Origin of the sequence: Paenibacillus sp. FSL H7-0350, from assembly GCF_038593195.1 — a bacterium.
In the GTDB taxonomy this organism is placed as follows: domain Bacteria; phylum Bacillota; class Bacilli; order Paenibacillales; family Paenibacillaceae; genus Paenibacillus_AQ.
Genome location: NZ_CP151972.1, coordinates 1821164 through 1843843, shown reverse-complemented (window position 1 = coordinate 1843843; position 22680 = coordinate 1821164). Strand labels below are relative to the sequence as shown.

At 53.1% G+C, this 22680-nt stretch carries 21 protein-coding genes and 1 riboswitch; of the genes, 19 read left to right on the top strand and 2 right to left on the bottom strand.

The window, feature by feature from the left end:
* Positions 1 to 176 precede the first annotated feature (176 nt).
* On the bottom strand, positions 177 to 938 hold the full coding sequence (locus tag NYE24_RS08675) for a TIGR02206 family membrane protein (RefSeq protein ID WP_036698219.1): 762 nt from the start codon (positions 936 to 938) through the stop codon (positions 177 to 179).
* Between the two features lie 281 nt (positions 939 to 1219).
* On the opposite strand from NYE24_RS08675, the gene NYE24_RS08670 reads away from it, so the two are divergent.
* A complete protein-coding gene (locus NYE24_RS08670; RefSeq protein WP_342478480.1) occupies positions 1220 to 4711 on the top strand; it encodes a collagen binding domain-containing protein in 3492 nt (1163 codons plus the stop codon).
* A gap of 294 nt (positions 4712 to 5005) precedes the next feature.
* Here NYE24_RS08670 and NYE24_RS08665 read toward each other — a convergent pair whose 3' ends face one another.
* Positions 5006 to 6205 carry an IS256 family transposase gene (locus NYE24_RS08665; RefSeq protein ID WP_342478479.1) on the bottom strand — a complete coding sequence of 400 codons (1200 nt, stop codon included), beginning with the start codon at positions 6203 to 6205 and terminating at the stop codon, positions 5006 to 5008.
* Positions 6206 to 6938: 733 nt separating this feature from the next.
* On the opposite strand from NYE24_RS08665, the gene mscL reads away from it, so the two are divergent.
* From mscL to ccsA, 18 genes are all read left to right on the top strand, one after another.
* Entirely contained in the window at positions 6939 to 7340 is a 402-nt protein-coding gene (mscL, locus tag NYE24_RS08660; RefSeq protein ID WP_036698217.1) for a large conductance mechanosensitive channel protein MscL, read from the top strand.
* Between the two features lie 106 nt (positions 7341 to 7446).
* Positions 7447 to 7620: riboswitch (FMN riboswitch) on the top strand.
* A gap of 223 nt (positions 7621 to 7843) precedes the next feature.
* A complete protein-coding gene (ribD, locus tag NYE24_RS08655; protein WP_076162264.1) occupies positions 7844 to 8950 on the top strand; it encodes a bifunctional diaminohydroxyphosphoribosylaminopyrimidine deaminase/5-amino-6-(5-phosphoribosylamino)uracil reductase RibD in 1107 nt (368 codons plus the stop codon).
* Between the two features lie 26 nt (positions 8951 to 8976).
* Positions 8977 to 9645, top strand: coding sequence for a riboflavin synthase (gene ribE / locus NYE24_RS08650; protein ID WP_036698214.1), 669 nt, complete (start codon positions 8977 to 8979; stop codon positions 9643 to 9645).
* A gap of 63 nt (positions 9646 to 9708) precedes the next feature.
* Positions 9709 to 10962 carry a bifunctional 3,4-dihydroxy-2-butanone-4-phosphate synthase/GTP cyclohydrolase II gene (locus tag NYE24_RS08645; protein ID WP_076162262.1) on the top strand — a complete coding sequence of 418 codons (1254 nt, stop codon included), beginning with the start codon at positions 9709 to 9711 and terminating at the stop codon, positions 10960 to 10962.
* 42 nt (positions 10963 to 11004) lie between these two features.
* Positions 11005 to 11472 (top strand): 6,7-dimethyl-8-ribityllumazine synthase, encoded by a 468-nt coding sequence (ribE, locus tag NYE24_RS08640; RefSeq protein WP_036698212.1) that lies wholly within the window; start codon positions 11005 to 11007, stop codon positions 11470 to 11472.
* A 133-nt stretch (positions 11473 to 11605) separates the two neighbouring features.
* Entirely contained in the window at positions 11606 to 12397 is a 792-nt protein-coding gene (locus tag NYE24_RS08635; RefSeq protein WP_036698209.1) for a segregation/condensation protein A, read from the top strand.
* Entirely contained in the window at positions 12366 to 12962 is a 597-nt protein-coding gene (scpB, locus tag NYE24_RS08630; protein WP_036698207.1) for an SMC-Scp complex subunit ScpB, read from the top strand. Before NYE24_RS08635 ends, scpB begins: the two co-directional genes overlap by 32 nt.
* A 174-nt stretch (positions 12963 to 13136) precedes the next feature.
* Complete coding sequence (locus NYE24_RS08625) at positions 13137 to 13835, top strand: DUF2953 domain-containing protein (protein WP_342478478.1); 699 nt, start codon at positions 13137 to 13139, stop codon at positions 13833 to 13835.
* A gap of 80 nt (positions 13836 to 13915) precedes the next feature.
* Complete coding sequence (gene ytfJ, locus NYE24_RS08620) at positions 13916 to 14410, top strand: GerW family sporulation protein (RefSeq protein WP_036698205.1); 495 nt, start codon at positions 13916 to 13918, stop codon at positions 14408 to 14410.
* A gap of 204 nt (positions 14411 to 14614) precedes the next feature.
* Complete coding sequence (locus NYE24_RS08615; protein WP_342478477.1) at positions 14615 to 15898, top strand: D-alanyl-D-alanine carboxypeptidase family protein; 1284 nt, start codon at positions 14615 to 14617, stop codon at positions 15896 to 15898.
* 54 nt (positions 15899 to 15952) lie between these two features.
* On the top strand, positions 15953 to 16624 hold the full coding sequence (locus NYE24_RS08610) for a nucleoside recognition domain-containing protein (RefSeq protein ID WP_342478476.1): 672 nt from the start codon (positions 15953 to 15955) through the stop codon (positions 16622 to 16624).
* Positions 16625 to 16630: 6 nt separating this feature from the next.
* Positions 16631 to 17164 (top strand): spore maturation protein, encoded by a 534-nt coding sequence (locus NYE24_RS08605; RefSeq protein WP_036698201.1) that lies wholly within the window; start codon positions 16631 to 16633, stop codon positions 17162 to 17164.
* A 216-nt stretch (positions 17165 to 17380) separates the two neighbouring features.
* Positions 17381 to 17554: a hypothetical protein gene (locus NYE24_RS08600; RefSeq protein WP_342478475.1), complete on the top strand. Its 174-nt coding sequence runs from the start codon at positions 17381 to 17383 to the stop codon at positions 17552 to 17554.
* Between the two features lie 408 nt (positions 17555 to 17962).
* Complete coding sequence (locus tag NYE24_RS08595) at positions 17963 to 18307, top strand: N-acetylmuramoyl-L-alanine amidase (protein WP_341025898.1); 345 nt, start codon at positions 17963 to 17965, stop codon at positions 18305 to 18307.
* 20 nt (positions 18308 to 18327) lie between these two features.
* Positions 18328 to 19086, top strand: a complete 759-nt coding sequence (locus NYE24_RS08590) for a pseudouridine synthase (protein ID WP_076156589.1) — start codon at positions 18328 to 18330, stop codon at positions 19084 to 19086.
* Positions 19087 to 19198: 112 nt separating this feature from the next.
* Positions 19199 to 19723, top strand: coding sequence for a thiol-disulfide oxidoreductase ResA (resA, locus tag NYE24_RS08585; protein ID WP_036698196.1), 525 nt, complete (start codon positions 19199 to 19201; stop codon positions 19721 to 19723).
* Complete coding sequence (locus tag NYE24_RS08580; RefSeq protein WP_036698194.1) at positions 19720 to 21408, top strand: cytochrome c biogenesis protein ResB; 1689 nt, start codon at positions 19720 to 19722, stop codon at positions 21406 to 21408. Before resA ends, NYE24_RS08580 begins: the two co-directional genes overlap by 4 nt.
* Positions 21405 to 22667 (top strand): cytochrome c biogenesis protein CcsA, encoded by a 1263-nt coding sequence (ccsA, locus tag NYE24_RS08575; protein ID WP_036698192.1) that lies wholly within the window; start codon positions 21405 to 21407, stop codon positions 22665 to 22667. Before NYE24_RS08580 ends, ccsA begins: the two co-directional genes overlap by 4 nt.
* Positions 22668 to 22680 lie beyond the last annotated feature (13 nt).

Below are 22680 nucleotides of genomic sequence, written 5' to 3'. Positions count from 1 at the left end.
CCTCTTTCTATGGCATCGCCGAAGCACCCGGCTGGGTTATCCAGCCGGGTGCTTTTTGCCGTGCGGGGAATTATACAATCGCAGTTGGATTCTCCACTTACTCATGAGCGGAGGCAGCCTTTTCAGGCAACAGGTGGAAAAATAGCACAAGTGCCCCTCATTTTCCTCCCCTGAATTTACCTGCCAAGTTTCCGGCTGGCTGCGGCGCGGCGGGCCATGTACAGCTCCGGCAGCTTGAAGAAGAGCAGGAACATCAGGAGGAAGATGACGAAGGCGAAGGCTTCTTCAACCAGCAGATAGTAGGGATAAGGGCCGAAATAGTCCAGTACCGAGAACGTGCTGGGCTTGCGCATCAGGAACATATAGTTGGAGTCCAGCAGTACATTGGCGGCGTACACGCATGCTGCGACAAGGTTCAGGCAGAGCATGGTGAAGAATAGGGAGCGCCAGGTGGGCTTATATCCTTCGACCCAGGTCATGTAGAGAGACGCGAGTATGATCGATCCGTGGGCGATGAAGAACAGCAGGAAGCGGAAATGCGGAAACGGATAGACCAGATTAGGAGTAAGCAGGGCGATGAATGCACCGCCGATCCCGGCAAAATAAAGAAAGCTGTACAGCAGCCTGCTGCGCGTGAGCAGCATCACGATGGACAGGAGCAGGGAAATTCCGCATAGTTCCAGCGGCAGGGAAGAGCTGCGGCTCCAGCTGTCATGGGACAGATACCAGACATGCAGGCCGCCCTCGGAAGCAGCCAGCAGCAGGATCAGCAGCAGGCGTATGCCTAACCGCAGGCCAGAGCGGCTGCGCAGGGCGAAGCGGGCCCCAAAGAGCGCCAGGCAGCATAGGGCGATGACAGACAGAGTAACGAGATGGGAGGCGGAGAGCATGACGAGATCGCTGTCGCGGGCACGGTCCCAGAATAAAGTTCGGTTCACTTGAAATCTCTCCTTGAATCCTGAAATATGAGTAACATAATAATTTCTTTAATTTTAACCATTTCTGATTCTAAAGTTCTACTCTTAGGTGATATAAGTATATATCGTCTGTTGTGGGCAGAAAAGTCAGGTTTACAAGTTTATTTACATAAGATGGACTCTTAGCCCGTATACATAACGAAACTTCAGGTGGAGTGTGTCCTTACCGGTGCGTTCAGCAGCCATCTTTTTAGCAGGTATGCTTCAAATCATTCAATCGGAAGAACGGGGGCTTATGGGAAATGGTGAAAAAAAGAACAAGCCTGGCAGTGATCCTCGCCATGTTATTTGTGCAATTGGTCTCAGGGCTGGGCTTCACCCAGCAGGCTACAGCGGCGGCCATTGAGCAGGACCAGGACATTATTACCAGCGTATCCATGGCGGTATATGGTCCGGATGGACAGACGGTGACAGGCAGTGTGTATGATGTGGACTCCACCGTGAAGCTGGAATATACCTGGTCGCTTCCTAACGGCCACGGCTATAGTCAGGGAGACAGCTTTACTTTCCAGCTTCCCGAGCAATTCCAGCTCTTCAATGACATTCAAGGCGGACTGGAATCGGACGATGGAACGGTAGGCACATTCACAGTCAGCCAGGCTACCCATCAGGTAGTGATGACGTTTGGCGATTATATCGAGAGTCATGCCAATGTGCAGGGGACCCTACGTATTAATACCCAATTTGACAAAAAAGTGATCAGCGGCAGCACCGTCCAGCAGATTCTGTTCCCGGTGAACGGCGGAGTCCAGACGATTACGGTATCGTTCAAGCCTACTGTAGGCTCGACGATTACCAAGAAGGGAATCTCTAGCGGCTTCAACGCGGATCATATTGACTGGACCGTTGATGTGAACAAAAAACTGGAGCCGGTAAGCGGCGCTGCTGTGACCGACCCGATTCCTGCCGGGCTCGCACTGGACAGCACGGTTACACTTGCCGTATATCAGCTGAATGTTCAGCTTGACGGCACAGTCACGCAAGGGCAGCTGGTAGACAGCAGCAAATATACAGCCGGCGTCTCCGGCGGGACACTGAAGCTTCAGTTCACGGACCCAGTGATTACAGGGGCATACCGTATCGCGTATACAACGCAGGTAGTAAGCGACAACTTGTCCAGCTTCACCAACACGGCAACCTTCACAGGGGACGGCCGTGACCCGGTAAGCGCTTCGGATACAGTGGTCATTGAACGCGGAGGCAGCCTTAACAAAAAAGCCGTCCGTTATGACTGGGGCACCCAGACCATCAACTGGGCTATCGAATACAACTACAATAACCGGACGATCTCCCCGGAGAACGCGGTGTTGACGGATGTGTTCAACAGCTCCCAGGTGCTCTTGGAGAACTCGGTGAGGATCTATCCGGTTACCCTGAATGCAGCCGGAGAAGCTACGAAGGGCACGGCTCTTAATGCAGGCAGTGATTACACAGTAACACCAGTCAGCAACGAATCCGGCAACGGATTCAGACTGGAGTTCAAGAATACAGTGAAATCGGCTTATCTGATCGAATATACGACCAAAGCCGCAGATCGTGTGTTCAAAGATACGAAGATTACCAACACTGTCTCTGACAGTACCTATAGCAGCAACGCTACTCAACTGATTCGGCCCATTATTATCTATAAGAATCTGTCCGGGGTGGATTACAACAAGCATACGACCGACTGGAAAATCACGTTCAATGGTGACAATTACCCAATGAACGAAGTGGTAGTTACAGACAGCTTCCCGCAGGGAGGACAGAAATACATCTCAGGTTCTCTGGTGGTCCGTACACTATCCGGCACAGTGATCCCTTCATCGGCTTATACCCTGATTGTGAATTCACCGGCTCAGCCGAATGAAGGCTTCAAGGTGAAATTCAACTCACCTGTTACAGGTACTTATACCATTAGTTATCACACGGAATTCAGCAATGACTGGCTTACCGGCAATACGGATGATTTCATCAACGTGGCCCGGATTGACTGGAAGGACAGCCAGAACAAGGCACAGTGGACGGAAGCCAGCGGTAAGTTTATTCCTAATTTTGAGGTGAAGACCAACGGGTTCAAATCCGGGGCATATGATGCTTCGGCCAAAGAACTGACCTGGACCGTAGGCGTCAATTACAACAGCAAATTCATTGCCGATCCTGTAGTGACGGATGTACTGAGTGACGGACAGTCTCTGGTACCCGGCTCACTGAAGGTATACAAGATGAATATTGCCAAGGATGGAAAACATAGCTTTGGCGCTGAGGTTGCCGGCAATGAGTTCAGCTATAGCGTGGGCAGCGGCAATGAGTTGAAGGTTGATTTTGTCACAGCCATTAATTCGCCCTATTATATCGTGTTCAAAACGAGTCTGTCTGGAAAGCTGATTGGAACCAAGGTTCTCAATACAGCCAAGCTGCTGGATGGCATGATGAAGGTCTCCAAGGATTTGAATGCCAGGGTAGATATCCCGCATGGGGACGAATATGTGTTCAAAGACGGTGCGCAGAATGGAGATAAGCTGAACTGGACCATTGCGATCAACCGCACCCAGTCCCATGTAAAAGATGCCGTGATCACCGATGTGCCAAGCACGAATCAGATCCTGCTGCCGGACAGCTTCCAGCTCTACCGTACGGTTACGGCTGTGAACGGCGAAGTCACGAAGAGCGGCACGCCGCTTGTGAAGGATACCGATTACACCTTAACGATCAGCGCCGATGCACAGGGCAGACAGTCCTTCGTTTTAAGCTTCCTTGGTGACATCCATTCCGCCTATGTGCTGGAATATCAGTCGTTGATCGTTGCGAATACTGGCGATAAGCTCGTCAATTCGGTAAGGTTCAGCGGCAATAACGTCAAACTTATCACCAAGGAGACGACTAAGGAGATTATCGTTGGGGTCTCCAGCGGTTCGGGAACAGGCAGCGGCGTCAGAGGGACGCTTAATGTCTTCAAGCTGGAAGCAGGCAATGGTGCCAAACCGCTGGCGGGAGCTACCTATGAGCTATACCGCCTGAACGGAAGTGACCGGGTGCTGGTGAATACCCGCACCACAGATGCAGCAGGCATCGCGGCGTTTAACAATCTGTGGCTGGGCAGCTATGTCCTGATTGAAACGGTTGCACCGCAAGGCTATGTGCTTGATTCCACGGAGCATCCGGTGACAATCGGCTCATCGGCCGTGCTGAATCTTACCCTGTATAATAAGCTGGCGGAGCAGCCAACGCCGACAGTAACACCAACGCCGACTGTAACTCCGGTGCCAACTGAGACACCTGTAGAGACTACAGTTCCGACTACAGTTCCATCGCCGGTGCCTACAGATTCTACGGGGCCAGAGGCTACACCTGTTCCGACATCGCCTGGTGGAGGACCGGTATTTACTCCGGTGCCAACACCAGCTGGCACCTTCGAACCGGGAGTGATTATCGATGATTCGCAGATTCCTGCAGGCCCAGGATTACCTGGAACCCCGCAGCCATCTGCACCGACATCAACCGCTACTCCGGGACCGGCAGCGCCTGAAGTGGTGACGCCGATCGACGATAATATCCCGCTGGGCAATCCGGAAGTAGATGTTGAAGACGATGCGGTACCGCAGGGAACGGTCTCCAGTACGAATGACGGCAACGGCAGACTGCCGCAGACCGGAGAGAACAGCCCGCTGCCGATCTACTTGACGGGTGCCGGCCTCATTCTGGGCGGCTTTATCCTCAGCCGGGTATTCCGCAGAACACGCAAGCAGGATTAGGCTGAATTAGAGCAGCAGGATAGGGCTACAGCAGGGGCTGTACCAAAAGTAAATATTCCATAGGTGGCAACAAAACCTATATCTTCTTCGAAGCTGAATATGAAAAAAGGAGCGTTTCTCCCTTATTGGAGAAACGCTCCTTTGTGCTTCTGGTTATACACTACATTTGCTCGTTTTGGTAGCGTCAAGAAGTTTGTGTAAATGAGTAGAAGTACCTCCCCGGGGTTACGGGTTGGGGGTGTAGTGTTTCTGGGGGGAGGGGGAACCCTGACTCCCAGAAACTGGATTCATTAGTTACTCTTCTTCAGCTGTCGGCAACGAAGGGTAGCGGGCTTCATAGAGCTGGCTGAGCTTCTTTTTCACCGTGTCCACCCCAAAGCCAGGTGTGACTCGCTGCCCAAACCTTTCGTTGTAGCCCAACATTTCCAGATATACGATTTTTTCTGCCGCATCCATGTTGGTCAGACTGTTCATCGGCTTCAGACGTTTGCGGATTTCCTTGTTCATTCGCTCAATTGGATTGGACGTGTAAATCGCTTTACGCATCGGTTCCGGGTACTTGTAGAACGTCAGTAACGTCGAAAGCTGCTCTTCCCAAGACCGCATTTCCTTCGGGTATAACGCATTCCACTTTGCTTTCACCGTGTCAAAGTTCGCCCGGGCCACGACCTCATCCGGTGCATCATACACGGTCTTCAGGGCTTTAATCACATCGGTTTTGTGCTCCACCCGGATTTTGGGTAACGTAGCTCGTACTTTGTGCACCACACACACACAATGCTGCACATCCGCCTGCGGGTAGGTTTCTTTAAAAGCCGCATCTAGCCCAGGCAGTCCGTCAAATACACCTAACAGCACTTCCTGGGCCCCGCGCGCGTACAGATCTTTGAGCACCTCCCGCCAGCCATTCGAGCTCTCTTGACCCCCCACGTAAAACCCCAGGATTTGACGCTGACCTTCTTCGTCGATTCCCATGGCAAAATAGACGACTTCGCCCCGGACCGTGCCCCGTTTGAGCTTCACGTATAACCCATCCAGGTAAATCACAGAGTAGCGCTTGCTCAGCGGACGTTTCTGCCACTGGTGGATATCCTCCAGCACCGTAGCGGTGATGTTACTGATGGTGGTGGGCGAGTAATGGCTGCCGAACATGCTTTCAATAAATCGGGCCACATCCCGGGTGCCCATGCCGCTTTTGTACATCTGGATTACCGCTTCCTCCAGCCAGCCCTCCCGCCGCTGGTAGGGTTCAAACATCTGAGTTTGAAAGAGACCCTGGCGGTCCCGGGGAACCTGAAGATCCTCGATATGGCCGTATCTCGTATGCAGATCCCGTGTATAGTATCCGTTACGGCTATTGCTGGCACCGGCTTCTTCACTCGCCATAAATCCTTGGATTTCGGCACGCAGGAGCGATTCCATATTCTCTTTCATGAAGTCTTTAACAAGTTTTTCAAATAGATTATTTAGCATATGTTCGGGTACAATAGTCATCGAGTAGGGCTCCTTCTTGGTGTTGTGGTAAACCCGAGGATACCCTACTTTTTTGGTGCCTGGCTAGGCTCCAAATTGTGGTACACAACTTACTTTACGCCATCCTCGTTTTGGTAGCTTCTGATGAATTCAGGTGTACTTATGCACTTCATTCGCTCGTTTTGCTCATTGCTGATGAATTCAAGTGTACTTTTGCACTTCATTCGCTCGTTTTGCTCAATTCGTGGGAATTCAAGTGTATTAATGCACTACATTCGCTCCTTTTGCTCCCTTCTGATAAATTTAAGTGTACTTATGCACTTCATTCGCTCATTTGGGCTGCATTCCGTAGATTCAGAGTCAATTGGTCCATGCTAAAATTGAGCGTACTAAGCTCACTCTTTTGAGATGAATGGGTTTTGAGCTAGTTAGAATATTAGGTATTTCGTACCCCGCTTAAACAGCGGAGCGGACGGAACGACCCGCGGAAAAGCGGCAGCGTTCACCTGAAAGCTTTCCACAGGAAAGCTCGCTTCGGAAGCATCAGCGGTCTCCGGATTTTCACCGCTCAGGGGAATGAAAAAAATTCTTACGACCACAGCGATTGGAATAACGGTCCGTTTGCGGAGCGTTATTCCAAGGGCACACGTTAATCCTACTCCACTTATATATTTTTCTGCTTACAGGTTGCTATACGTGTTGATATAAATGCTATAATAATTTCAAATTCAAAGTTTCGGAGGGATGGTTCGTCATGTGGAAGGAATTCAAAAGCTTCGCCATGAAAGGCAATGTACTTGATCTGGCGGTTGCCGTAATCATTGGAGCGGCATTCGGCAAAATTGTTACCTCGCTGGTGGGAGACATTATTATGCCGCTTATCGGTCTGATCAGCGGAGGTATTGATCTGAAGGAACTAAGCTTCGGAACCGGAGAAGCTGAGGTGAAATACGGTATGTTTCTCCAGACCGTAGTCGACTTCTTCATTATTTCCTTCTCCATCTTCCTGGTGGTGAAGCTGAGCAGCCGGTTCAGACGCAAGGAGACCGTTAAGGTTGAGGTGGTTGAGACACCCGCCCCGGCACCGGATGTGGTCCTGCTGACGGAAATCCGCGATCTGCTGAGAACGGACAAGCATCGCGAGAAGGGTGTATAAGGGAATTAAGTTACATAAATATAGTAAATTTCTGAAGCACACTTGCTTTTCCCGCAGTGAAGTGATAATTTTGTTGTAGGCGTAACTTAGTATTGAACTGAATAGATCAATCCTTCAGGGCAGGGTGTGATTCCCTACCGGCGGTGATGCTGACGGATCTGGCTGAATATAGCTGGTTCCGGCGCTTAGTCCGCTACCCGCTTCGTATGATATTGCTACGGACGGTGGACCCGGTGTAATTCCGGGACCGACAGTATAGTCTGGATGGAAGAAGGAGAGATTCACGTGCCGTGCTTGCAGCAGGCGGCCGAGCAGCAATGTTTTCGGATATTATGTGCGAACTTTCACAATGGTGGAGGTCCGGCGTTTATTTACGCATATATTCTTTGCTGTGATCACCTCTCGTATATCCCGTCTTGAACTCCTCCTGGAGATTGAGACGGGTTTTTCTGTTTAGGGTTGGGTACACATGAAGACTATAGCCTTGGGATAGGAGACAAGACATGGATAAGATGAACGATGAGTTTTACATGTCCCTTGCGCTGGATATGGCGGAGCGGGCACAGGGCCAGACCGGAATTAATCCTGTGGTTGGCTGCGTAGTCGTGAAGGACGGTGCCATGATCGGGATTGGAACTCATCTGCAGCGCGGGACCGGACACGCCGAGGTGCATGCGCTCAATATGGCAGCAGGCAAAGCACAAGGCAGTACGGCCTATGTTACGCTGGAGCCTTGCAGCCATTATGGCATTACGCCTCCATGCAGTCAGCGTCTGATCGACGAAGGGGTGGCCAGAGTGGTCGTCGCCTGTGAGGACCCCAATCCTCAGGTGGCAGGCCGGGGAATTGCGATGCTGCGCGAGCAGGGAATTGATGTTGAAGTAGGTCTGCTGCGGGGCCGGGCGCTGCGGCTGAACGAGAAGTTCATCAAGTATATTTTGACGAAGCAGCCGTTCGTAACCCTCAAGAGCGCCAGCACATTGGACGGCAAAATCGCCACCCGGACCGGAGACAGCAAGTGGATCTCGAATGCTGAGGCACGGGAGATTGTACATACCCTGCGTCACCGCCATCAGGGAATTATGGTCGGGGTGAATACGGTGATTGCCGATAACCCTTCGCTGACGACCAGACTGAATGTGCCCGGGCGGAATCCGCTGCGGATTATCATTGACTCCTCGCTGCGGCTTCCGCCAGGCAGCGCGGTGGTCAAGGATGGACTCGCGCCTACGGTGGTCGTAACGACAGAAGCAGCCGATCCTGACCGCAGAGCAGCGCTGCTGGCTGCAGGGGTAGAGGTCATTGCTGCGGGCAGCGGTCCGCGTGTGGATCTGCAGGCGGCTATGGCTGCGCTCGGTGCAATGGAGATTGGGTCTATTCTGCTGGAAGGCGGCGGGACGCTGAATGGGGCGATGCTTGCGGAGGGACTGGTTGACCGTGTGGTCCTCTTCTTCGCTCCCAAGATTGTCGGCGGCGGCGCGGAAGCAGCGGGGACCTTCGACTTCGGGGGTGTGGAGCTGATGCGTGATGCCATCCAGCTTGAAGGATTGGAAGTGGAAGTGCTCGGGGATAATGTGTGTATCAGCGGAACCCCGGTTCCTCAGCATTAACCGACTATTCAGGAAGGAGGGATGGTATGTTTACCGGCTTGATTGAAGAGGTGGGAGTTCTGCGTAGCGTCACCAGCGGCGGGGAGATGATGGTGCTGAATATCGGCGCATCGCTCATTATGGGAGATCTCAAGATCGGCGACAGTGTGGCGGTCAATGGGGTCTGTCTCACGGCAACCTCACTCGGAGACCATCATTTCACGGTTGACGTTATGCCCGAGACCTACCGCAACAGTACGCTCAAGGAGCTGCGCACCGGGTCCGCAATGAATCTGGAACGCGCTATGGCTGCCGGCGGACGCTTCGGAGGGCATATTGTCCAAGGGCATGTGGATGGAACCGGTGAGATCCGCAGCGTCAGGCGCGATCAGAATGCAGTGGTGTTCGAGATTGCACCGGACCGCAAATCCCTGTTCAAATTCATCATTCCCAAAGGCTCCATTACCATAGACGGCATTAGCCTTACGGTTGTGAGGACGGAAGCCGCAACCTTCACCGTGTCGATTATCCCGCACACGCTGGGAGAGACGGTACTGGCCCACAAGCGGGCGGGAGACCGGGTGAATATCGAATGTGATGTGCTCGGTAAATACGTGGACCATCTGCTCCATTACGGTTCGCGCGCGGGCAATGAAGAGGATGGAGGAAGCTCGAAGATCAGCCATGATTTTTTGGCGGCCAACGGGTTCGTATAATCTATTGATCAGGCATACGGCAAGCCGTCAGGTAAGCGTATAGCTATTTAGGAGGACAGTAGTATGAGCCAGCAAGCTGATAAAGACAGTGTTCTAGACCCGATTGAAGATGCGATTTATGACTTAATGCGCGGTAAGGTCGTTATCGTTGTAGATGATGAGGACCGTGAGAATGAAGGAGACTTCGTTGCTCTGGCGGAACGGGCTACCCCGGAAGTGATTAACTTCATGATTACCGAAGGACGCGGCCTGGTCTGCGTACCGATCACAGCGGAGCGTGCAGAGGAGCTAGACCTGCACCCGATGGTATCCCAGAATACCGATAACCATGGTACGGCGTTCACGGTATCGATTGACCACGCGGATACGACGACCGGGATCTCAGCCGGCGAACGCTCCCAGACGATTAAGGCCATGCTGGACCCCAAGGCCAAGCCGGCCGACTTCCGCAGACCGGGGCATATGTTCCCGCTGATCGCCAAGAAGGGCGGAGTCCTGCGGCGTTCCGGGCATACGGAGGCTGCTGTCGATCTGGCCCGCATGTGCGGGGCTTACCCGGCAGGTGTCATCTGTGAAGTCGTGAAGGTGGACGGTACCATGGCCCGCCTGCCTGACCTGATTGAAATCTCCAAGAAGCATGATCTTAAGCTGATCAGTATCAAGGACCTTATTCACTACCGTAACGAGAAGGAGCATCTGGTCACCCGTGAGGTAGCGGTGAATCTGCCGACGGATTTCGGTGATTTTCAGACCATTGCCTATACGAACGAGGTGGACGACAAGGAGCATGTTGCCCTGGTTAAAGGTGATATCTCCGGGGATGAGCCGGTGCTCGTGCGTGTGCATTCAGAGTGCCTGACCGGCGATGTGTTCCATTCGCACCGCTGCGACTGCGGTCCGCAGTTCGAAGCGGCGCTGCGCCAGATTGAAGAAGCAGGCAGGGGTGTACTCCTCTATATGCGCCAGGAGGGCCGTGGAATTGGCCTGATTAACAAGCTGCGCGCTTATAAGCTGCAGGAAGAAGGGCTGGATACTGTGGATGCCAACCTGAAGCTGGGCTTCGCGGCAGATCTGCGGGATTATGGCATCGGGGCTCAGATTCTTAAGGATCTCGGCATCCGCCAGATCCGGCTGCTGACCAACAATCCTCGCAAGATCAAGGGGCTGGAAGGCTACGGCCTTGAGGTGGTGGAGCGCGTAGCGATCCAGATGCCGGAGAACAAGGACAATAGCAATTATCTGCATACGAAGCAGGCCAAGCTTGGCCATCTGCTGAAGTTTGACGACATCGAACAGAATGAGGATTCCAAAATTTAATCATAGATTACCTATCCTATACACGAAGGGTTGATGAGTAGCATGCCGAATTATTTTGAAGGACACTTAGTATCTGAGGGTTTGAAATATGGGGTGGTCGTAGGACGTTTCAATGAGTTCATTACCAGCAAGCTGCTCTCCGGGGCACTCGATGCCTTCAAGCGCCATGGCGCCGCCGATGATGAAGTGGATGTTGCCTGGGTACCGGGCGTATTCGAAATTCCGCTGATCGCCCAGAAAATGGCCGAAAGCGGCAAATATGACGCCGTTATCACACTGGGCACAGTCATTCGCGGATCTACAACACACTATGATTATGTGTGCAACGAGGTGGCCAAGGGCGTGGCGGCGATTAACCTTAAGACCGGTGTTCCGACTATTTTCGGTGTGGTTACGACGGAGAATATTGAACAGGCCATTGAGCGCTCGGGGACCAAAGCCGGCAATAAGGGCTGGGATGCAGCGACGGCTGCTATTGAAATGGCTAACCTGAATAAGCTGTTCAAATAATACGCCTCTTGACGAAAGACCGTAAGTCGTGCTTATTTATAAGTATGAGAAGAAAGCATGAACATAGATCTTTCTACTTGTGTAGCGTCCTTGCGGCGCTGCACTTTACTTTTTTTGGGCTGGAGGAAACCGCGTGACTGTATTGTACAAGCTGGAGACGTTCGAAGGTCCGCTCGATCTGCTCTTGCATCTGATTGACAAGGCGGAAATCGACATCCAGGACATTCCGGTCAGCGAGATCACCGAGCAGTATATGGAATTCCTACAGGGAATGAAGGAGCTGGAGCTGGATATTACCAGTGAATTTCTGGTGATGGCTGCCACTCTCCTGTCGATTAAGAGCAAAATGCTGCTGCCGAAGCCGCCCGTCATTGAAATCGAGGACTTCGATTATTATGAGGATGACGGCTATGATCCGCGCGCAGAGCTGGTGCAGCGCCTGATTGAATACCGTAAGTTCAAGAGCATCGCGGTGCATCTGCTGGATATGGAGAGCGAGCGCAGCCTGATTTTTACGAAGGAGCCTGAGGATCTGGGCCCCTTCGTTCCTGCGCAGACGGACAATACACTGAAGGGCCTGCATACCGCCGACCTGATCGCTGCGTTCCGCAAGGCGCTAAGCAAGGCTGCCCGGCGCACCTCGTACCAGCGGATCACCCGGGATGAGATCTCGGTCAAGGACCGGATTCGTGAGGTGTCTGAAGCCTTGCAGCGCAAAGGGACCGGCGGCAGAATGCGGTTCTCGTCCCTGCTGCATGAGGAGATGGACCGGCAGGAGATCGTCGCCACCTTCCTGGCTATTCTGGAGCTGATGAAGATGAAGGCCATTTACTGCTACCAGGAGAAATTATTTGAGGATATTGTTATGGAGTGGAGAGGGGGAGAGGATGCCAGTGGACTACAACACGCTGAAATCAATTATTGAAGGCCTGCTGTTTCTCTCAGGGGATGAAGGGCTGTCGGTCCGGCAGATTGCCGAGATTACCGAGCAGCGGCCCGATCTGGCGACAAGAGCGCTGGATGATTTAAAAGAGGACTACCACTCGCAGAGCCGGGGTCTTCAGGTGGTCCAGATTGCCGGGAATTACCGGCTGGCGACACTCCCGGAGCATGCGCAGTATTTCGAGCGATTGGCTTATTCGCCCTCCAGATCCTCCCTGTCCCAGGCGGCGCTGGAGACACTCGCGATTGTGGCTTACCGCCAGCCGATCACGAGAGTGGAGATCGAGGAGATCCGGGGTGTCAAATCCGAACGGGCCATCCACACGCTGGGCAACAAGGATCTGATCCACGAGGTGGGCCGGGCGGAGGCTGTCGGGCGTCCAATTCTGTACGGCACCACCAAGTCCTTCCTGGACAGCTTCGGGCTGGCCAGCCTGAAGGAGCTGCCGGAGCCGTCGAGCTTCGATACCTCCGAGGGTCTGGAAGAGGAGACCCAGCTGCTGTTCAGTAAGCTGGACAGCCAGATGACCTTCGATGAGGTCGAATAACTGCAGCGTACCACTGCTGTGATAGAGATGCCGTTGTCCCTTCGGGGGCAGCGGCATTTTTTCGTGGAAAATGGAGAAGTTTGCGAAATCACCGAATGTTATCCAGCCGTAATTGCCATACTAATCCAGAGGCTCCATGTTTATTATTCTAAAGTCTGCTTGGAGGTTAACCGTGTGACGTTATGGCTGGCAATACCCTTAATCCTGCTGCTGCTCGTTGTTCTGCTGTTCCTGCTGGTTCTGGCGTCATCGATTCATTTTCACTTTCGTGTGCGCAGACTGGGTAAGGATGACCGCATCGAATTCGACATCAAAGCTGTATATGGCCTCGTTAAAATTCATTATGAGGTGCCTGCGCTAGTCTTCCAGAGCCTCGAACAGGGAATTAAGCTCAAAGTGGAGAAGAGCGGAATCGCACCAGTGAAGCTGGATAGCGACAAGGAAGGGCAGGTCGATAAGGAATCTGTGACGCAATGGCTAAAGAATGTACGTACTGCGTTACATGCCACCCGCGGGCTGAAAAAATGGCTGAATGACACCCTGTCTCATATTCAGATCACCAAGCTGGACTGGTCCACAGACTTCTCGCTGGGGGAGGCTGCAACGACCGCCACGGCGGTAGGGGCCTTATGGGGACTGAAGTGGACGATGATCGGCGTGCTCTCCCGCATGGTCAGACTGGTGCATAAGCCGGGAATATTTGTGGCTCCTGTCTTCCGGGATCAGCCGTCTTTTGCAACAGAAGCCGTCTGTAGCGGCAAGTTGTCCGCCGGATATGCGCTCTATGCAGGGCTTCTGCTGCTGCGCCGAGTGTCGAAGGTGGAAGGCGGTCTGGGCCGGTGGAAGAAATTGCTCAGACGTGAACGCTCCTAAATAATCTACATACTCCAATCTATAGTGGGCAAGATAAATACTGCAGGTACATTTATATACACTCGAGGAGGAGACAAACAATGTCAGATCATCCGATTCAGGGTCTCATGCAGACCGCAATGGAGAATATTAAAGGCATGGTTGATGTAAATACAATTGTTGGAGATCCGGTTGAAACGCCCGATGGCACCGTCATTCTGCCAATTAGCAAGGTGACGTTCGGTTTCGCAGCAGGCGGCAGTGACTTCAGGGTGGAGGATGACGGTCCGGGCGTGAACAGCAGCGGGTCCGGCGTCAAAATGCTTCCCTTCGGGGGCGGCAGCGGGGGCGGCGTGTCTATTCGTCCGATTGCTTTTCTAGTCGTTGGCAGGGAAGGGGTACATATTGTGCCGCTGGATAATCAGACTCATCTGTTCGAGAAAATTATTGATGCCACGCCTACCCTGCTCGACAAAATTCAGAATATGTTCCAGCCCGGCATGGTTCCCGAAGCTTCGGACATTCCCGGCTCTAAGGTAACCAAAACCGTTGTAGAGACCGGGTCCGGCTCGTCTGACCATTCGTCAACACATTAGGGTACGTCAACGCATTAGAATACGTCAACACATTAGGATACAAGGAAATAACAAATTAGCCCCGGGATATCACCTTAGAAGGTGATATCCCTTTTTTGCCGGATGATGGAGGATAGGACATACCTGCCCTATGCCCCGCATACACTTGTACAACCAGGCAAGACTGATGAACCGTTGCGTAAGGAACGGATAAGAAGCCGGAGGATGAACATGAAGACATTAACCCGAAAATCTATGCTGTCCTTACTGTTGTGTGCACTGCTGCTTGCGCTGGTGCCGGTGTCTGCCGTTAGTGCAGAGAACCGTTCGATCACTACCCATGCCAGGGCGGCGGCGCTGATTGATGTGACATCCGGAAGAATACTGTACAGCAGCCGCGGGGATGAACCGATGCTGATTGCCAGTCTGACCAAAATTATGACCGCCCTTGTGGCGATAGAGAACAGCGATATCATGTCGAAGGTCAAGGTCGGCAAAAATGCTTTTGCCAAAGAGGGTTCCTCCCTGTACCTGAAGCTGGGCGAGGAAATGACGCTGAAGGATATGCTGTACGGGCTGATGCTGCGCTCCGGTAATGATGCGGCAACGGCAATCGCCGAGCATGTCGGCGGCTCGGAGCAAGGGTTTGTCTACCTGATGAACGCGAAGGCGCAGGAGCTGAATTTGAAAAATACGCATTTTGCCAATCCGCATGGATTAGATGCAGAAGGCCACTTTTCCAGCGCGAATGATCTGGCTGTATTGACCGCATATGCGATGCATAATCCGGTGTTCAAGGAGATCGTAGCCACCAAAGAGAAGGCAGCGGACAATCCTTATGAGAAATGGGACTATAAATGGAGCAACAAGAATAAGATGCTGCGCCTCTACGAAGGAGCGGATGGGGTCAAGACGGGGTATACCAAAAAAGCGCTGCGCTGCCTGGTAAGCTCCGCTACAAGGGACGGGCAGCAGCTCGTGGCTGTTACGCTGAACGACGGAAATGACTGGAACGACCATGCCTCGCTGCTGGACTTCGGCTTCAACCATTATCCTCTGAAGACGCTGGTCGAGCGGGGCGAGGCCGTCAAAGGCTACAGTCTGGTGACCGGCAAGGCCTTCGCCTATCCGCTTGGTCAGGGGGAGGAAGCTAGGCTCGTCAACAAGCTGGTGCTTAGTGCAGATCCGCAGACTTCTGCGAATGGCAATGCTGCGGGTACGGGGAGTGCAAGTGCTGGTTCCAGTGTAAGTACGGGTGCGGGCAGGGCAGGTGTAAATGCCAGCGGGAGTGAGGGCGATGTTAACTTCGGGCTCAGAGGTGTGATTATTTTACGGCTGGGAGATCAGGAGATCGGGCGGGTTCCGGTGTACACGCCTGGCCAGCTCCCGCCGGAGACCTCGCCGTATGTGAAAAAATATACCGCTGCGCGTGCCTCCGCCTACCCGGCGGGCAACTGGCTGCAGGCCTTCGGCAGTGCGCTGCGGGCGCTGTTTCACACGGGGGAATAGCGAAACCATTCTGTAAGATAGAGTATAAAAAATGAAGCGGGGGAGGGGATACCCATGTTAAATGGAATCTGGCTGGGGATGATTCTGATCGGGTTTGGCTTTGCGGCAGTTAACGGAAGGATGAACGAGTTCACCGCCGCCGTATTCGATGGTGCGAAGAGCGGGGTGACCGTCAGCTTCGGGCTGATCAGTGTGCTGGTGTTCTGGCTGGGCATAATGCGGATTGCGGAGGATGCCGACCTGCTGAAGAAAATCTCCAGAGTGCTGGGTCCGGTAGTCTCCTTTCTGTTCCCGGATGTGCCCAAAGGGCACCCCGCCATCGGCTACATTCTCTCCAATATGAGCGCCAACCTGCTGGGTCTGGGGAATGCGGCCACTCCGATGGGCATTAAGGCGATGCAGGAGCTGCAGACACTGAACCCGGATAAGGAGACCGCAACGCCGGCCATGTGTACCCTGCTTGCGCTGAATACCGCCAGCATCACCCTGATTCCGGCGACCCTGATTGCGATCCGGCTGAATTACGGATCGGCGGACCCGGCGGCCATTGTCGGAACCACTCTGGCGGCGACGGCGGTGGCGACCCTGGCGGCGATTGCTGCGGACAGGCTGTTCCGCCGCCTGACTCTGCTCCGCAGGCCGCCCGGACCGCCGCCGGTCCTCAACACCGGGACAGGCCCGGCGAACGGGAGCGGGGTGCTCCCACAATCTTCGGTGAAGGGGTGAGCGTCCGTGTTACAACTGATCAGTCTGATCTCTGCCTGGGCGATCCCGGTCATGGTTACCTTTATTCCGCTGTATGCCTTCACGCGTAAGGTTCCGGTCTATGAATCTTTCGTGGAGGGTGCGAAAGACGGGTTCGGCACCGCCATTGCGATTATCCCCCATCTGGTGGGCATGCTGGTGGCCATCAGTGTGTTCCGCGCGTCTGGCGCGCTGGACTTCCTCATGGGCTTTGTAAGCCCTCTGCTGAAGGGGCTGGGTATTCCGTCAGAGGTGCTTCCGCTCGGTCTCCTGCGCCCGCTGACGGGCACTGGATCACTTGCCTATACTACAGACCTGATCCGCGTCCACGGCCCGGACTCCCTCATCGGTATGATTGCTTCTACTATACAGGGGAGCACAGACACCACGTTGTATGTGCTGACTGTGTATTTCGGCGCCGTAGGCATCCGCAACGGCCGCTATGCACTAAAGGTGGGCCTGTTCTCGGACATCGTCGGCTTTATTGCTGCGATTGCTGTTTGTCTGCTGGTGTTCGGGTAATCAGCAGGTTGATAGATGGATTTCCTCCACTTGTTGCTAGACGGATGAACGTTGTGGAGACAATAGTTGGAAAAATGCTGCTAGTTATACTCATTCTCGCCAACATGGTGAAATCAAACCAATTAAACGCCCTTTTTCCACCTGCTTCAGCCAATTTCCCCGAAACTCATAAATTAAGATACGTTTATCTAACAGCTTGCCTTCAGGAGAGAGCAAATGAAGGGTATTAATGCACCTGATTTCAGCAATAGTCGGCTGGATAAGCGAATGAAGGGTATTAATGCACCTGATTTCAGGAAAAGTTGGCTGTATGAGCGAATGAGGGGTATTAATGCACCTTATCACTTCCCTGGCAATCTGCCGCCGGTGGTGGTGGTCCCCAAGCGCTGACCCGCAGCCGCTTGCCGCTTGTCCTACAGTCCTCACCCCCTTCCGGGAGGTGAGGACTGTTTGTTATTAGGTTTGCCCGTGCGTAGAAGGAGTAACGGAGAGGAATTTTGGAACTGTAGGAGCGCCAGCGTCCGCCTGAAAGCTTTCCTAGGGAAAGCTCGCATCGTAAGCATAAGCTGTGTTGGAATTCTACTGCCGCATGGCAGTCTAATCAAGGAAATCCAACTTTAACAGCGGCCGGAAGTCCAAACATTCCTAGGAGTTACGAATAGTCAACGCCTTTACCCTCTCTGGCCCCGCTCAAGCCCTGCTCTCACATCGCTCCCCAAACATTCTAACAAACATTCCTCACCGCCCGCCCCCCCACTTCATATGCTATTTCAGCAATACGGAGGGAGGACGACAAGGGTGGAGTACAAAGGCTTTATTCTGCATCATTCCCGCTGTCCGTCTATTAACGGCAAAGGCTTTGACTTCTGGGTCGGGCTGAACGGCTCAGTCTATGCGGCGCCGCTGCTGACAGACCCGGAGCATATTCATATATGCCTTGAGGGCAACTATGGGGAGGCGGAACAATTGCCCCAGTTGCCGGAGCGCCAGCAGCAGCTGTTCGCGGCGGGGAAGCTTATACTGGAGCTGTCCGGGCGCTATGAAATATCGCCGCTTACGGTGGAATCGCATAGCGAGACTTGCCCCGGCGCATTTTTTCCGTGGAATGATCTTGTGATTTATGCCTCTGATGGTTATCATTAACCTGAGGTGAGTAGTCGAAAATGGAAAGATTACAGAAAATATTGGCGCAAGCAGGTGTTGCGTCCAGACGCAAATGTGAAGAAATGATTTTGGCCGGTAAAGTGGAAGTCAACGGGGAACTCGTAACTACGCTTGGCACGAAGGTGGACCCCGCAACTGATATTATTAAAGTCTCGGGCAGACTGATCCGGGGCGAGAATAAAATCTATATTATGTTCAACAAGCCCAAAGGTGTAATTACAAGCGCCTCGGATGACAAGGGCCGCAAGGTAGTAACGGATTACCTGAAAGGAATTACAGAGCGTGTATACCCTGTAGGCCGCTTGGACTACGATACCGAAGGGCTGCTGCTGCTGACGAATGACGGTGAGTTTGCCAACCTGCTCACGCATCCGAAGCATCATGTGCCGAAGACGTATCTGGCCACGGTCAAGGGTGTGCCGCACGGCACAGCGCTGGACAAGCTGAAGGCCGGCATTAAGCTGGAGGACGGCATGACCGCTCCGGCGGAAGTCGAATACAAGGATATCGATGAAGCCAATAAGGAAGCGGTAATCAGCATCACCATCCATGAAGGCCGCAACCGCCAAGTCCGGCGGATGTTCGAGGCTGTGTCACATCCGGTTATCCGTCTGAAGCGCATTTCTTTCGGGGATATCATGCTCCAGAATCTCAAGCGCGGCTCTTACCGCCATTTGACCAAGGATGAGATCAATCATCTGCAGCAAATTGCCAAAGCGGGAATGCTTCGGGATAATCAGACACGCAAAGACACATAAAGTTCACAATTCCCCCTCCTAAAACTGTGACAATATTCGTTATAATGTTCATAGGATGTTCACACCTTACAACTAAAGTAATGAGTTGCGTCACAGAAGGGGGTACCCCTGTATGGGCAAAGCCAGGAAGCCAATCCAAATCGTGATACTATTACTAATCGTTCTGCTTGGGGCTTATGCCATCAGCTCCTCTGTGTTCGGGGGAGACGGCAAGCCTCAAGAAGGCGGGAAAGCGCCTAATTTTGAATTGCTTGGGCTGGACGGTGCGACCCATACGCTGGAGGAATTCAGAGGGAAGTCGGTTGTACTGAACTTTTGGGGCTCCTGGTGCGCACCATGCGTGAAGGAAATGCCTGCCCTCCAGGCGCAGTGGGAGAAATGGAAGGACCAGGGTGTTGTAGTTTTAGGCGTGAATGTGGGCGAGGATCAGATGACGGTGGACAATTTCGTGAAGCTCGTGGATATTGATTTTCCGGTTGTGATGGATAAGGGACGTGATGCGGTCCGCAGCTATGGGGTCTCCCCGCTGCCTACCACCTTCTTCATTAATACAAAGGGCAGGGTGGACAGCATTCATATCGGCCAGCTGGATCTGAGCTCGCTTGACGAGCAAATCGGGAAGCTGGTGGAACCATGAGTAAGCATGAGCCGCTGATCAGCAACACCAAATGCGAATGCGGTCATCAGAATCCGGTAGGAACGGTTCTCTGTGAAGCCTGCGGCAAGCCGCAGGATGAGAAGGAAGAGAACGCCTCGGGGAATCTGGAGATGCGCTACGATGGGGTGGCCCGCCGTTCGGAGCGGGTAAGTCCGGGAGTGATCGATAAGGTCTGGAACTTTTTTTCCTCAGTCAAAATCGCCATCTACCTGATTGTATTGACGCTGCTGGGTGCGATGCTCGGTACGATTTTTCCGCAAGAAAGCACCTTTCTGAATATTGATGCTTCAACCTATTATGAACAAACGTATGGAACAGCCGGGAATATATATTATAGACTCGGCCTTTCGCATACCTATGAATCCTGGTGGTTCGTGACGCTGCTGGTCATGATCGGAGCTTCTCTGGTTATCTGCAGCCTGGACCGCGTGCTTCCGCTCTACAAGGCGCTAACCCGGCAGAAGATCCGCAAGCACCGCCAATTCCTTACCCGTCAAAAGCTTACGCTGAATACAGAGGTGGAAGGGGAGCCGGAGGAATGGGTGGCACGGATCGTTCAGCCGCTTCAGAAGAAAGGATACCGCGTGCGGACGGAGGGCGGCGCATTACTGGCCGAGAAACACCGTTTCAGCCGCTGGGGTCCTTATGTAATACATATCGGCCTGATTATATTTTTACTTGCTGTGCTTGCCAGGGGACTTCCGGGTCTGAATATGGATCAGCATCTTGCCTTCCCGCAGGGAGAGGCAGTACGGATACCGGACACCAGCATGTACCTGAAGAATGAGAAGTTCACAGTAGAATTCTATAGTGAAGAAGAGATGCCCGAGGAATTCCGGGGCAAGAAGGTTCTCCCTAAGCTTTATGAGACTAAGGCGGTTCTTTATGAATGTACGGCGGACTGCAGCGATCCCTCCAAGGAGCCTCAGCTTGCGGAAGTTGCCCGGCACGACATTCAGGTAAATTCTCCGCTGAGCTACCAAGGAATGAAAGCGTATCAGTTTGACTATGATCTTACGCCTGTGCTGCGTTCCGTGCAGCCTGATCTCGTCAATGCTTCAACCGGTGAGAGCTACGGCAAGTTCAGACTGGATATGAAGAATCCGCAGCGCAGCTTCAAGGCGGGACCCTACACCCTTGAGCTGAAGGAGAAGTATATGGATTTCGGATTGAATGAGGAAGGCCGTCCGGTCTCTACCTCCCCTTATCCGAACGCTCCGGCGTTTCTCTTCCTGATCCGTGGTCCGGATCTGCCGGCAGAGGGGCAGCAATATTTCTATTTCCCGAAGCAGGTGGACAAGGAGCGCTTCCAGCAGGCGGCCATCAACGATAAGCTTGGAGGCGGCACACGGTTTCTGGAACTTGAGGTGGGGAGTATGACGGATGTGGATTTCTCGGAATCCACCACCTATCTTAATATCCGTGTGGACCGGGCAATGCCGTTCGTCTGGGTGGGTGCGGGTATTGTCATGCTGGGGCTGATACTCGGCTTCTATTGGCAGCATAGACGCATCTGGCTGATCGTTGAGGGCGGACAGCTGGTGCTTGGAGGCCATACGAACAAGAACTGGTTCGGCTTCCGCCGTGAGCTCGTTTCTATTCTGGAGCAGATAGACATGACAGTCGATGACAAATCATTGGACAACGGAGGAGGCATGGCATGAGCTTGCTCGATTTCAGCAGTGACGTCTTTATAGCCGCATTCTTCTTATACAGCGGTGCCTTCATGTTGTTCACCATTGCCATTATGGGCCGCAAATGGTCAGGCAGGAAGCCGGAGGAGCATACGGCACGGTGGGGCAGGGTTGCTTTTATCACCTCTTCACTCGGGCTGCTCTGCCATCTGGCCTACTTCATTACCCGCTGGATGGGGGCCGGTCATATTCCGGTCAGCAATATGTATGAGTTCATGACCTTCCTATCGATGATGGTGATGGTTGCCTTTACGGTGATCTTCGCCATCTACCGCAAGATCATTCTCGGGGTATTTGCGGTTCCGATCTCCATTGTTGTGATGGCCTATGCAGCGGTATTTCCGCAGGAAGTACAGCCGCTCATTCCTTCGCTGAAATCGATCTATCTGAATATTCATGTCACACTTGCTGCGCTTGGGGAGTCCTTCTTCGCGGTAGGCTTTGCCGCCGGGCTGATGTATCTGCTGCGGACAGTGAAATTTGACAGCAAGGAACGGAGTGACCGTAAGCAACAGCGGCTGATCGAATTTACTCTGTTCTCGATCATTGTTATAATTGGGTTTCTTGGATCTGTATTTGCCTTCCGCGGTGCGGGCTATGAATCTGTTTTTGTCCGTTCGAACGTTACGATTGACAGCCCCGGGCAGGAAGATAGTACAATAGAGAAAGTGAGTTATAAAATGCCGCCGATTGTGGCACCGTACCATAGCGAAATTGAGAGCTTCCAGCCGTTTCTTGGGCTTCAGAAGCCTTTGTTTCAAGCACCTTCCTGGATGAATGGCGTCAATGCAGGACGCAAGTTCAACACCGTGATCTGGTCACTGCTGTCCGGACTGCTCTTGTATGGACTTCTTCGGCTGGCCGTGCGTAAGCCGCTTGGGAAGGCCCTACATCCGGTGCTTGATGGAATCGACGAGAATGATCTGGATGAGATTACCTACAGGGCAATCGCCATCGGGTTCCCGATTTTCACACTGGGGGCTTTGATTTTTGCAATGATATGGGCCGAGGTGGCATGGGGCAGATTCTGGGGATGGGACCCCAAGGAAGTCTGGGCACTCGTCACCTGGCTGTTCTACAGTGCTTATCTCCATTTGCGGCTGGCCCGCGGATGGCAGGGACGCAAATCCGCTTGGCTCGCTGTACTCGGCTTTCTAATCGTAATGTTTACCCTGGTCGGCGTTAACCTGGTTATTGCCGGACTTCATTCATACGCGGGAACAGACTGATAAGTTCGGGTTT

What these genes read in the sequence shown, in the direction of transcription:
- NYE24_RS08610 (WP_342478476.1), top strand. Translation starts at nt 15,953, where the DNA reads ATGTTAAATGGAATCTGGCTGGGGATGATTCTGATCGGGTTTGGCTTT.
- NYE24_RS08580 (WP_036698194.1), top strand. Translation starts at nt 19,720, where the DNA reads ATGAGTAAGCATGAGCCGCTGATCAGCAACACCAAATGCGAATGCGGT.
- ytfJ (WP_036698205.1), top strand. Translation starts at nt 13,916, where the DNA reads ATGTCAGATCATCCGATTCAGGGTCTCATGCAGACCGCAATGGAGAAT.
- ribE (WP_036698214.1), top strand. Translation starts at nt 8,977, where the DNA reads ATGTTTACCGGCTTGATTGAAGAGGTGGGAGTTCTGCGTAGCGTCACC.
- NYE24_RS08665 (WP_342478479.1), bottom strand. Translation starts at nt 6,205, where the DNA reads ATGACTATTGTACCCGAACATATGCTAAATAATCTATTTGAAAAACTT.
- NYE24_RS08590 (WP_076156589.1), top strand. Translation starts at nt 18,328, where the DNA reads ATGGAAAGATTACAGAAAATATTGGCGCAAGCAGGTGTTGCGTCCAGA.
- ccsA (WP_036698192.1), top strand. Translation starts at nt 21,405, where the DNA reads ATGAGCTTGCTCGATTTCAGCAGTGACGTCTTTATAGCCGCATTCTTC.
- resA (WP_036698196.1), top strand. Translation starts at nt 19,199, where the DNA reads ATGGGCAAAGCCAGGAAGCCAATCCAAATCGTGATACTATTACTAATC.
- ribE (WP_036698212.1), top strand. Translation starts at nt 11,005, where the DNA reads ATGCCGAATTATTTTGAAGGACACTTAGTATCTGAGGGTTTGAAATAT.
- mscL (WP_036698217.1), top strand. Translation starts at nt 6,939, where the DNA reads ATGTGGAAGGAATTCAAAAGCTTCGCCATGAAAGGCAATGTACTTGAT.
- NYE24_RS08670 (WP_342478480.1), top strand. Translation starts at nt 1,220, where the DNA reads ATGGTGAAAAAAAGAACAAGCCTGGCAGTGATCCTCGCCATGTTATTT.
- ribD (WP_076162264.1), top strand. Translation starts at nt 7,844, where the DNA reads ATGGATAAGATGAACGATGAGTTTTACATGTCCCTTGCGCTGGATATG.
- NYE24_RS08600 (WP_342478475.1), top strand. Translation starts at nt 17,381, where the DNA reads ATGAAGGGTATTAATGCACCTGATTTCAGCAATAGTCGGCTGGATAAG.
- NYE24_RS08645 (WP_076162262.1), top strand. Translation starts at nt 9,709, where the DNA reads ATGAGCCAGCAAGCTGATAAAGACAGTGTTCTAGACCCGATTGAAGAT.
- NYE24_RS08615 (WP_342478477.1), top strand. Translation starts at nt 14,615, where the DNA reads ATGAACATGAAGACATTAACCCGAAAATCTATGCTGTCCTTACTGTTG.